General features: G+C 52.6%; 12 protein-coding genes and 1 tRNA gene. 3 read left to right on the top strand and 10 right to left on the bottom strand.

From position 1 onward, the window contains the following. Positions 1 to 374: 374 nt before the first annotated feature. The 7 genes from CCB157_RS14760 to CCB157_RS17405 form a co-directional block, all read right to left on the bottom strand. Positions 375 to 449 (bottom strand) — tRNA-Met (locus CCB157_RS14760). A gap of 328 nt (positions 450 to 777) precedes the next feature. Beyond that, entirely contained in the window at positions 778 to 2064 is a 1287-nt protein-coding gene (locus CCB157_RS14765; protein WP_077616639.1) for an adenylosuccinate synthase, read from the bottom strand. Positions 2065 to 2464: 400 nt separating this feature from the next. Next, positions 2465 to 3835 carry a replicative DNA helicase gene (gene dnaB, locus CCB157_RS14775; protein WP_077616650.1) on the bottom strand — a complete coding sequence of 457 codons (1371 nt, stop codon included), beginning with the start codon at positions 3833 to 3835 and terminating at the stop codon, positions 2465 to 2467. A 343-nt stretch (positions 3836 to 4178) separates the two neighbouring features. Beyond that, positions 4179 to 4622 carry a 50S ribosomal protein L9 gene (gene rplI / locus CCB157_RS14780; protein ID WP_077616641.1) on the bottom strand — a complete coding sequence of 148 codons (444 nt, stop codon included), beginning with the start codon at positions 4620 to 4622 and terminating at the stop codon, positions 4179 to 4181. After that, complete coding sequence (locus CCB157_RS14785; protein ID WP_077616642.1) at positions 4619 to 6589, bottom strand: DHH family phosphoesterase; 1971 nt, start codon at positions 6587 to 6589, stop codon at positions 4619 to 4621. Before CCB157_RS14785 ends, rplI begins: the two co-directional genes overlap by 4 nt. Positions 6590 to 6606: 17 nt before the next feature. Beyond that, the gene (locus tag CCB157_RS14790) at positions 6607 to 7542 is read right to left on the bottom strand and encodes a YybS family protein (RefSeq protein ID WP_077616643.1); all 936 of its coding nucleotides are present in this window, start codon (positions 7540 to 7542) and stop codon (positions 6607 to 6609) included. Between the two features lie 48 nt (positions 7543 to 7590). Next, positions 7591 to 7914, bottom strand: coding sequence for a hypothetical protein (locus tag CCB157_RS17405; RefSeq protein ID WP_143287083.1), 324 nt, complete (start codon positions 7912 to 7914; stop codon positions 7591 to 7593). 246 nt (positions 7915 to 8160) lie between these two features. On the opposite strand from CCB157_RS17405, the gene CCB157_RS14800 reads away from it, so the two are divergent. Next, entirely contained in the window at positions 8161 to 9063 is a 903-nt protein-coding gene (locus CCB157_RS14800) for a cation diffusion facilitator family transporter (protein WP_077616645.1), read from the top strand. 79 nt (positions 9064 to 9142) lie between these two features. Then, entirely contained in the window at positions 9143 to 9664 is a 522-nt protein-coding gene (locus CCB157_RS14805; RefSeq protein ID WP_077616646.1) for a chemotaxis protein CheW, read from the top strand. A 246-nt stretch (positions 9665 to 9910) separates the two neighbouring features. Here CCB157_RS14805 and rpsR read toward each other — a convergent pair whose 3' ends face one another. From rpsR to rpsF, 3 genes are read right to left on the bottom strand one after another with little or no spacing between them, the layout of a single operon-like run. Further along, the gene (gene rpsR / locus CCB157_RS14810) at positions 9911 to 10138 is read right to left on the bottom strand and encodes a 30S ribosomal protein S18 (RefSeq protein WP_077616647.1); all 228 of its coding nucleotides are present in this window, start codon (positions 10136 to 10138) and stop codon (positions 9911 to 9913) included. A gap of 28 nt (positions 10139 to 10166) precedes the next feature. Further along, the gene (ssb, locus tag CCB157_RS14815) at positions 10167 to 10646 is read right to left on the bottom strand and encodes a single-stranded DNA-binding protein (protein WP_077616648.1); all 480 of its coding nucleotides are present in this window, start codon (positions 10644 to 10646) and stop codon (positions 10167 to 10169) included. Between the two features lie 26 nt (positions 10647 to 10672). Next, positions 10673 to 10963, bottom strand: a complete 291-nt coding sequence (rpsF, locus tag CCB157_RS14820; protein ID WP_077616649.1) for a 30S ribosomal protein S6 — start codon at positions 10961 to 10963, stop codon at positions 10673 to 10675. Between the two features lie 310 nt (positions 10964 to 11273). Between rpsF and CCB157_RS17410 the strand changes: the two genes are divergently transcribed. Beyond that, positions 11274 to 11443, top strand: a 170-nt coding sequence (locus CCB157_RS17410; RefSeq protein WP_143287084.1) for a helix-turn-helix domain-containing protein, incomplete at its 3' end; no start/stop codon positions are given.

The raw sequence follows: 11443 nt of genomic DNA on the forward strand, positions 1-11443 counted from the left end.
TTCAGCAAAACCTCTCGATTTTGGTTGCCATCCTTAGAAGGCGTATCGTACAGGCCTCCCCGGATAAGAGTGCGGACTTTCCACTCATGTACCTGCCCAATATACCGCCACAGCCCTTGGCGGCTTAGGACTTCATCTTGTTATGCAGACTCATCCGACTGTGACAGCCTCAAATTGGGTTCGTGTCCCTCAGGTCGAGTGTTTGCCTCCGGCTTCCTTCAGATTCCGCCTCGCGGCGGACACCCTTGCCTTCAGCTAACGTTAGGCGCTCGCCAGCCCCCGTTCAGGACTTTCACCCTATAGCACCGCACCCATGCCGGGCGTACATAAAATAAAAAAGCATACGTGTCGTACGCTTTTTGAAATGGCTTATTTGGTTGCGGGGGCGGGATTCGAACCCGCGGCCTTCGGGTTATGAGCCCGACGAGCTGCCACTGCTCCACCCCGCGATGATAAAAAAGTATGCAACTTAAATGCCACTGTCCCTTCCTCTACGAGCTACGCTCCGAAGTCAGATGCGTCGGGACAACTCGCAGCGTCTCGGCGGAAGCTTCGCTCGTTGCTCCACCCCGCGACGATGAAAAAAGGTATGCAGTTTAAATGGCCACTGTCCCTTCCTCTACGAGCTACGCTCCGAGGCCGGATGCGTCGGGACAACTCGCAGCCATCTCGGCGGAAGCTTCGCTCGTCGCTACATGTATAACCATACCACTTTAACAGATGAAATGCAAGGAATGGGAGGCGGCCTGAGCCCATCGGATCAGGCCGCCATAAAACTTATGCAAACACCGGACGGATGAGATGGGTTTGGCTGCGATCAGGGCCGACGGAAAAAATCGAGATCGGGATGCCGGTCAACTGGGAAATGCGTTCAAGATAATGGCGGGCGTTGGCGGGCAGATCGTCCAAACCGCGGACGCCCGTGATGTCTTCCTGCCACCCTGGCAGTTCCTCGTAAATCGGCTCGCATTCGTTAAGGATTTTCAGGCTGGCGGGATAATCTTCGATCGTCATGCCTTTATATTTATAAGCCACACAAATTTTGACGGTATCCAGCCCGGTCAACACATCGAGGCAATTCAACGTCAAATCGGTGATGCCGCTCACCCTTTTGGCATGGCGGACAACGACGCTGTCAAACCAGCCGACCCGGCGCGGGCGGCCGGTGGTCGTGCCGTATTCGCGTCCGATTTCACGAATTTGATCGCCAATCGCATTGTTTAATTCCGTCGGGAACGGCCCGTCGCCGACTCTCGTCGTGTACGCTTTCGCCACCCCGACGACATGATTGATCTTGGTCGGTCCGACCCCGGCGCCGATCGTGACCCCGCCGGCCACAGGATTGGACGACGTCACAAACGGATACGTCCCTTGGTCGATGTCGAGCATAACTCCTTGAGCTCCTTCAAAAAGGACGCGTTTGCCTTCATCCAGGGCGTCGTTTAATACGACCGAGGTATCCGCGACGTACGGCTCGATGATTTCAGCATACTGCCGATATTCTTCAAAAATGTCGTCTAGCTTGAAGCCCGGCACACCGTAGACTTTTTCAAGCAGCGCATTTTTTTCTTTCAGATTTCGTTCGAGTTTTTCTTTAAAGGTATCGGGCTCCAGCAAGTCCGCGATGCGGATGCCGATCCGGGCGGCCTTGTCCATGTAGGCGGGACCGATGCCTTTTTGAGTCGTGCCGATTTTTCCTGACCCCTTGCGCTCTTCTTCGACGCGATCGAGGATGATATGGTACGGCAAAATGACGTGGGCGCGGTTGCTGATGCGGAGGTTATCCGTCGCTATGCCGTTCTCATGAAGATAGTTCAATTCACGCACGAGTGATTTCGGATTGACGACCATGCCGTTTCCGATCACACAGATTTTATCTTTGTAAAAAATCCCCGACGGAATGAGGTGAAGCTTATACGTTTTCCCGTTGAAGGCGATGGTGTGTCCGGCATTGTCACCGCCCTGGTAGCGAGAGATCACCTCCGATTTTTCCGACAAATAATCGGTGATCTTCCCCTTTCCTTCGTCGCCCCATTGGGCGCCGACGACGACGACCGATGGCATACGTGCATCCTCCTGCGCGTTAAATTTTATCGGGCAAACCGATAATATTCGTAAACCGAAAAATACATATTCAGTTTAACGGAACAAACCGGCGGCGTCAAACATAAAAACGAACAATATTTTATAGCTAAAAGTCTTTGTTCGTTTGTCATCAAAAATAAAAAGCAGCGGACGCCGAAAAGAGGTTCCCTTTGCGTCCGCCGCTCGTCGGCATGCTTGGCCGCATCCCGCGGATCGACCTCGACCGTTTGAACCGGTCCGCTCCGGATCTTGCGCCTTTTTCGTTTTCCTCCGCATGCCGTTTGCGCTCTCATCATTCCTATTTTTTGTCTGCTTTTTATATATTATGGCGCCATCCGCGCTTTTTTAGCCGTTTCACGCTCCATGCGCAGCCGATGGATTACCCGGTGCGCGCCGGCATTTCGTTCTCTTTGTGCACGCGCTCCAAATTGACGAATTTGTTATATTCCTTGATGAAGGCGAGTTCCACTGTGCCGACCGGGCCGTTGCGCTGCTTGGCGATGATGATTTCAATGATGTTTTTCTTCTCGGATTCCTTGTCATAATAATCATCGCGATACAGAAAGGCGACGATATCGGCGTCTTGCTCGATGCTGCCCGACTCCCGGATGTCCGACATCATCGGCCGCTTGTCTTGGCGCGACTCGACGCTCCGCGAAAGCTGCGACAGCGCGATGATCGGGACGTTCAGTTCGCGGGCAAGCGCCTTGAGCGACCGGGAAATCTCGGACACTTCTTGCTGCCGGTTTTCGTTGCGCCGCGAGGAGGAGCCTTGGATGAGCTGCAAATAATCGATCAGGACGAGACCGAGCCCTTTTTCCTGTTTCAACCGCCGGCATTTGGCGCGGATTTCGCTGACGCGAATGGCGGGCGTGTCGTCGATGTAGATGCCGGCGTTTGAGAGACTTCCCATCGCCATCGCTAGCTTTTTCCAATCCTCATCGTTCAATTTTCCGGTCCGAAGCTTCTGGGCATCGATGTTTCCTTCGGCGCACAACATCCGCATCACCAGCTGCATCGCACCCATTTCCAAGCTGAAGATGGCGACGTTGTGATCGGTCTTTGTGGCCACATTTTGCGCGATATTAAGGGCAAAGGCCGTCTTACCGACGGACGGTCGCGCCGCCACAATGATAAGATCGTTGTTTTGAAAACCGGCGGTCATACGGTCAAGTTCGATAAAGCCTGTCGGTATGCCGGTGACCTCGCCTTTTCGGTTATGAAGCGTTTCGATGTTATCATAAGCTTCGACCAAAATGTCCTTGATGGAGCGAAAGTCGGTCGTCCGCTTCCTTTGCGCGACATCCAGTATCGTTTTTTCCGCGTCGTTCAAAATGTCGTCGATATCGTCTTCACGCGTGTAGCCGTCCGAAACGATCTTCGTCGCCGCCCGGATCAAGCGGCGAAGCAACGATTTTTCCGCGACGATGCCGCTGTAAAATTCAATGTTCGCTGCGGTCGGCGTCGAGTTGGCGAGCTCGCTCAAATAATCCAAACCGCCGACTTCTTCCAGCCATTTGCGGTCGTGCAATTCGGAGGTAACCGTCACCACGTCGACGGGTTCGCCGCGCTCCGACAGGTCAAGCATGGCCGAAAAGATGCGTTGATGGGCGGTGCGGTAAAAATCCTCGGGCACGAGGTGCTCCGACGCGATCGTAAGCGCCGAGGGCTCAAGAAATATCGCCCCGAGGACGGCCTGTTCAGCTTCTATGTTGTGCGGAGGGGTGCGATCCGCAAATAAATCGCTCATCGCTTCATTCTCCTCTTCATCTAAAAAAGACCTAGCCTGATCACCGGGTGAACGGGTGTAAAAAACGATCCATGTTCCAACCCTCAACAAACTTGCCAACGGCGGCCGCGGGCCGTTCCTGAAGGCCATATACCGTTTGCGGCCTGGCTCGTTTACTTGAACAAGTCCGGCGGCCGACGCGACGAACAGCCGGTTTCTCTTTTCATGCATGACAAATGCACCCGTATCCACCACAGCCCGTCCATTCGCCGCCCAAACCAGCTTTTCAGCATATGCCGCGATAAAGCTCTTTCGGGGGCTCAAAAACCCATACCCGCGGATTTAACCACAATGAATCGGCCGCTTACGCTTCTTTAACGTGCACTTTTAAAACGGCCGTCACTTTCGGGTGCAGTTTCAAGGGCACATCCGTGTAGCCGAGCGTCCGAATCGGCTCGTTCAGGTCAATTTTGCGTTTATCGATGTTGAATCCTTTCTTCTTCAATTCCTCGGCGATTTGCTTTGAGGTGATGGAGCCGAACAGGCGGCCGCCTTCGCCTGATTTCGCGGAAAGGGTGATTTCCGTTTTTTCGATTTGCGCTTTTAGAGCTTGGGCCTCTTCAAATTCCTTTTGCGCCCGCTTCGCTTCGCTCTTTTTCTTCATTTCCAGTTGTTTCAGATTGGCGTCGTTGGCCTCAACGGCCATTTTCCGCGGAATCAAAAAGTTGCGGGCATAGCCTTCCGAAACGTCTTTCACTTCTCCGGCTTTGCCTTTGCCTTTGACGTCTTGCAAAAAAATGACTTTCACTCCGATTCTCCCCCTTCGAAGTATTCCTCGATGGCCGCCTTCAAACGTTGAACGGCTTCTTCAATCGAGGTATCCAGTTGAGTGGCGGCATTCGTCAAATGACCGCCGCCGCCCAAACTTTCCATGATCAGTTGGACGTTGATCTCGCCGAGGGACCGGGCGCTGATGCCTACCAATCCGTCGGGCCGCAAGGAGATGACGAACGACGCTTCAATCCCGTCGATGGATAAAAGGGCGTCCGCTGCCTGGGCGATGATGACCTGCTCATTGACATCGCCTTCTTCCCCGACGGCCAAAGCGATGTGGTCCCGATAAATCTCAACGTTTTGAATCAAACGCGTCCGTTGATAATAATGTTCCAAATCATCCCTGAGCAATTTTTGCACCAAAATCGTATCGGCGCCATGGGCGCGCAAATACGATGCGGCGTCAAACGTTCTCGAACCGGTGCGCAAGGTGAAATTCTTGGTGTCCACGGTAATCCCCGCGAGCAGAGCCGTCGCTTCCAACGCGCTTAAAGCGGGCTGCTTTCGCTGATATTCCAGCAGTTCCGTGACCAGCTCGGCGGTCGAGGACGCATAAGGTTCCATATAGATGAGGACTGGATTCTCGATAAAATCTTCGCCGCGCCGGTGATGGTCGATCACGACAATGCGGTCGGATCTCGCGAGAAGCCGCGGCTCCACGACCATGGACGGTTTATGGGTGTCGACAACGACGACGAGCGTTTCGTGTGTCACCCGTTCGATCGCCTCGTCGGCCGTTATAAAACGATGCCATAGATTTTCATCTTCTTTAATTCGGTTCATGAGGCGGATGACCCCGGGACCGTAACGTTCATGCTCGATCACCACCGCGGCCGGTGTCCCGCACGCCTCGGCGATCTTCATGATGCCGATCGCGGCGCCGATCGCATCCATGTCGGGTTGCTTGTGCCCCATGACCAATACCTGGTCGCTCTCATTGATCAGTTCGGAGAGCGCGTGCGAAATGACGCGCGCCCGAACCCGGGTTCTTTTTTCCACCGGGTTGGTTTTACCGCCATAAAATTTGACTTTTCCCGAAGGCAATTTGATGGCCACTTGATCGCCGCCCCGGCTCAGGGCGAGGTCCAACGCCGATTGCGCCATCATGCCGAGCTCCATAAGATCGGTCACGCCGGCGCCGATGCCGATGCTGACCGTCATGGGCACGGCCATTTCCTTTTTGCCTTCGCGAACGCGATCGAGTATGTCGAAACGGGTTTTTTCCAATTCGCGCAAAATCCGCTGATTAAAAACCGCTATAAAATTTTCGGAGGAAAACCTCTTCAAATAAATGCCGTGTGCCGTACACCAATCTTTCAGCAGATTGGTCAATTCGTTATTCAGACGGCTCTTGATTTGATCATCCATGCCTTGGGTGATTTCATCGTAGTTATCCAAACAAATAATGCCCAGAACCGTTTTTTCATTTTCGTAACGGGTCTTGGCTTCGGTCATCTCGGTGACGTCAAAAAAATAGAGCAGGCGTTCTTCGCGCCTCGGTATCACTCGAAACCGCCGATCACGAATCAATACGATCTCCTCAGCGGCGTCCCCTTCAATCAGCGACACAACGGATTCGGAAATGACGTCCAACGGCTCCTTGATCAGCGTGCCTGTACCCGCCAATTCATGCATATAGCGATTGGCCCACTCGATGATCCGGTCTTGATTATATAAAACAATGCCGACCGGCATTTCCATCAAGGCTTCTTCGCCGACTTTTTTTAAACGCGAAGACAGCGTGGAAATATAGTCTTCCACGCCCTTTTGATATCGCCTGAAAGCGCTGACCAATAAAAAGGCGGCAAGCAGGTATGCCACGCATCCGATGACGGCTAAATACCATTGGATGACGGCGGTCAACGCGATAAACAAAAACCCGATCAACGCCGCAAGATAGAGCGGGTGGCGGCGCGAGCGGTCACCCGATTCCTTTGACATACCGTCAACTCCTAAAGTTATCCTTTATGATTTCGCATGCGCGATCGGAGGTCAAATCCTAAATCAATTATACCTAATATCCGTATGAGATAAAGTGTAAACGGAAAGAAGACGCCGATCACGGTTACAACAATCGGCACTGCCTTCCCGATCCCTTTCATATGGCAGTAGAAAAAAATAAACGCAATCCCCTGTACGGCCATCGCTATTTCCAAGATTTCATAAACGTTCAGACATACCGTCATCAGCGCGTGCGTCGGCTCGCTTCCGCTGAAAAGGAGGATGGTCATAACCACGAGGTAATACCATATCAGGCTGCGGGGAAACCGCCACTCGCGAAGGGGGAGCCATTTCGGATACGGGGCGCCCATTCGCCGCAATATGGGCGTCGCCACCCATTCGGAGACGAGAGCCAGCCACACACCGATCACGGTGAGGACCGTCGGGATTAAAGTTGTCGACAATTGCTTGAACTGGTCGCGATAAACGTTCAACTCACTCTTGGTCACGTACGGATCTATTTTGGCGGCCTTGTCCAAACTCGCCAAAAGTTGATCGGTGAACATTGTAACCGGATTGATCTTCAACACGGTGACCATGAAACCGTAACATGCAACCAATCCGGTCACAGCCACCAAGCTCCCTGCCGCCAACACCGCAAAGGCCGATTTTTGAAAGCGAAGGGTATAACCCATCGCACAACCGATCGCAATAAATAACAGGGCGATCATCGCAAAGGCGATATTCGTAAACCACCACGCTAAAACAAAAGAAACTGCCGCCGACACAACACCGGCGCTAATGCCGTGTTTGGACGTCACATATATAAACGGGAGCGGCAACACATATACACCGACCACCATAACCAAGGGCAAATAAAAGCATGCCCATAAGAGAATAATAAAAAGGGTCGCGGTGAGCGCGCCGTCTACAATGACACGGGATGATTTCATTCTCTAAGAACACCTCAAGTCGCTGGAGGATCACATTCTTTTTTTATTTTAGGCGGTTTGTCCCTTTTCGGCAAATCCGCCGGGCGCATCACGCGCTGCCGGATAGCCGCCACGACCTTTTCTGCATAATAATAAATAATTGAATATGGCCATGCCGCCATTCACCGCTCCGCGGCATCCCGGCGCCCGTCCGTCGCCCGCCACACCGGCATCCGTTGTTCGTATGAAACGGCCATAAAATGGCGGAAAATGGGAAAAAGCAGTGTCGGAAATATTCAGGATCCGGTTCCCGAAACATCCGGTTGGCGGTTTGCGGTTTGCCGCCATTTTCCTTATAATGAAGTTACCGTGACGGTGACGTTTGTCGTTCACCGTTTTTATCGAAGCGCCGACGGCTTGGCCATTTCGGCCGCTTCTTCGTTTGTTCGAACTTGGCGTGAAGCAGGCAAGCTTCTGTCGTTCATTTTGCGGGTTTAAAAACCTTTCAAGAAAGAATGGGGCACCATGATATTAGGAAAATGGATAATTATGGATAAACATAACGTGCAACGGCCCTGAGCGCAAAGGGTCGTTTTTATTTGTTTCCCGCATGCAACATTGATTAGTGGGGTGAAAGGTGTGAAAGCAAATCATCTGTCGGGGGGTTGGCTGGCGGCTTGGATCAGCCTGATCAGCAATTTCATCCTCACCGTCATCAAAATCGTCTTCGGTACCCTGTTCCATAGCACGGCGTTGCTTGCGGACGGCGTGCACAACGGCGGAGACGTCATCGCCTCTGTCGTCACGCTCAGTTCGATGAAAGTGGCCAATCAGCCCGCCGACGAAGACCACCCCTACGGCCACGGCAAAGCAGAGGACATCGCTTCAGGCATCATCTCGATCATTCTCTTTATCGCCGGACTGTATCTCATTTATGAAGCGATCGCTGCGCTCCTAAATCCGGAATTTAAAACCAATATTTTGGCATTCTCGGCCGCCTTCGTTTCACTCGTGTGGAAGACGATTTTGTATTATTATACGATGAAAGTCGGAAAAGCGCTGAACAGCAAAGGTTTGATCGCGACGGCCTACGACCATTTAGCGGACATCTGGGCGAGTCTCGCCGCGGTCGCCGGCATCGGCATCGGCTGGCTCGGCGATCAGCTGTCCATCCCTTACGCCATCTACGGCGATCCGGTGGGGGGGTTAATCGTCTCCTTGCTGATTTTAAAAGTGGCTTGGGAAATGGGCGTTCAAGCGTTCAATGTCCTTATGGAAAGCAACGTTTCGATGGAAAAAAGCGAGGAATACCGCAACATCATCCTCAGTTTTCCCGAGGTCAAACGCATCGATCAGCTCAGGGCGCGCGAGCACGGCAACTACATTTTGATCGACGTCCGCCTCAGCGTGCCGGGGGAACTGACGATCCAAGAAGGCCACGACATCACGCGCAAAATCCGCGATACCATCAAAGAAAAAGACAAACAGGTCGAAGAGGTTCTCATTCACTTGAATCCTTGGTATGAAGATGACGGTCGTTAACTGTTAATTTTAAAGCGTCGCCTGCCGATACAAATGTATAGGACTGCCTTTTGAATCTTAATTTTGGAGTGTTTCCATCATGATGAACGATTCGGCCTTTGCTGTCGAAAACAAAAAGGAACAAGACGTCATCGTTTTTGAGGCCCATGAAAAAGTCCTCGCGCTTCCCGTCCGATATATCGTGGAAATCGTTAAACCAACGGAAATTAAACCTTTGCCGTTGTCGCCCCGCGCCGTGGAAGGGGTGATTCGGGTCCGCGACCGCATCTACCCTTTGATCAACGCCGCGGTGCTATTGACATCCGGCGAAACGTCACCGGCCCAAACCGGCGAAGGGGCGGACCTCGAAGAGATCCGCTTTATTCTGACCGATTGGAACGGCACCCCGGCGGCCATCCGTGCCGACCGCATCGTCACCTTGACCAAGCGTCGCGAGGATGAGAACACGGGTGGACAGAAGCCAATGACCGACGCCCCATCCGACCCGGAAAGCCGTTACTTGACGCCCGTCCATAGTGTCGACGGCCGTGACTTTTTCTTGCTGGATTTAGAAAACGTGATCACCGATTTGCATGCGCAAGCGGTGCGCCTCCTCGAATAAAAGACGCGAAGCCCATGCCCTGAACCCAAAAAAGGCGACCGGTGCGAAACCATTCCCGTCCACGGCACCGCCTCTCGGTGATGCTTTTCCGGCGCCCCCTCATTAGATGGTTCGTCAAAAAGCCAAACCGACATCGAGCCGCACCGCATGCACCGACGGCTCTGCTCAATCAAAACAAGAAGCCCGGATCTGACGCGCGTCGGCGTGAGATCCGGGCTTCTTAAATATTAATAACGGCTCAATTGATCAGTCGTTGGTGTACGGCAAAAGGGCCATTTGACGAGCGCGTTTGATAGCCCGCGTCAATTGGCGTTGATATTTAGCGCTCGTTCCCGTCACCCGTCGCGGTAAAATTTTACCGCGTTCGGAAATGAACCGTTTCAGCAAATCGACGTCTTTATAGTCAATGTAAGTGATGTTATTGACCGTGAAATAGCAAACTTTGCGGCGTTTGCCTCGTCCGCGACGTGCCATGCGCTTTTCACCCTCCTTTTTCGCAAAATTAGAACGGCAAATCATCGTCCGAAATGTCGATGGGTTTCCCGTCGCCTGCAAACGGATCGTCATCAAAGGGGTTGCCGTAGTCCTGATTCGTCTTACCAATCGGTGGTTGGGGCGGTTGCATAAAGTTGTCGTTCATCATCGCGGCATTGCCTCTCGCACCTTTAGGCTCTAGGAATTGGACACTGTCGGCGACCACTTCCGTGACGTACACACGACGGCCTTCGTTATTTTCATAGCTGCGCGTTTGAAGACGTCCGTCCACGCCGACCAAGCTGCCTTTGCGCACAAAATTCGCCGTGTTTTCGGCTTGCCGCCTCCAAACGACCACCTGGATGAAGTCTGCCTCGCGTTCCCCTTCCTGGTTTGTAAACGGACGGTTGACGGCAATGGTGAAATTCGCCACCGCCACGCCGCTCGGCGTATACCGAAGTTCAGGGTCCCGCGTTAACCGGCCGACCAAAATCACACGATTGATCATCAGAACCTCTCCCCGGATTTTTGGCGTTACTTACGCTCATCCCGAATCGTCATGAACCGCAACACGTTATCGTTAATCTTCGCCAAGCGGTCGAATTCGTTGATCGCTTTCGCATCGGCCGTCACGTAAAGGACGACGTAGATACCGTTGCGATGACCTTTGATTTCATAAGCCAGGCGACGCTTGCCCATTTCTTCGACTTCATTGATCACGGCGCCGTTATCGGTCAAAATTTTCGCGAGGTTTTCTTTCGCCGCTTTTTCCGCTTCTTCGTCGAGATCCGGGCGCAGGATGTACATGATTTCGTACTTGCGCAACACCATTCACCTCCCGTTTTTCGGTTCGGAACTCCGCCGCCTTCCAAAGACGTCGCCGCCGTTTGGAAAACCGAACGGGATTCCGGCAAAAGTCCTGCTTACAGAATGAGGCCGATCAAAATCGCATCCTCTCTGCGGACTGTGCGGCTCCCAAAGGAGCAGAGGGGACAGAATTCCACCCACAAAGATATATTATATAGGGCGGGAAAAAGGATTTCAAGCCGGTGCCCTTTGATTGTTGTTCGTCTGTGATATTGTCATATTGTAACGCTTCAGTGAAAATGTCAGTATGAGACAGGAGCGAATTCCATTGAGCAAAAAAGAATTGAAGCGTTACAAAGTCATTCGTCAATGGATCGAAGGGTATATCACGGGAAAACAAGCTGCCGAATTGTTATCGCTAAGTCTTCGTCAGGTTTATCGCCTCAAAAAACGAGTCCTTGAGGAGGATGAAAACGGAGTCATTCACAAAAACCGGGG

The sequence above is a fragment of the Caenibacillus caldisaponilyticus genome, assembly GCF_002003465.1.
Taxonomy (GTDB): domain Bacteria; phylum Bacillota; class Bacilli; order Bacillales; family Sporolactobacillaceae; genus Caenibacillus; species Caenibacillus caldisaponilyticus.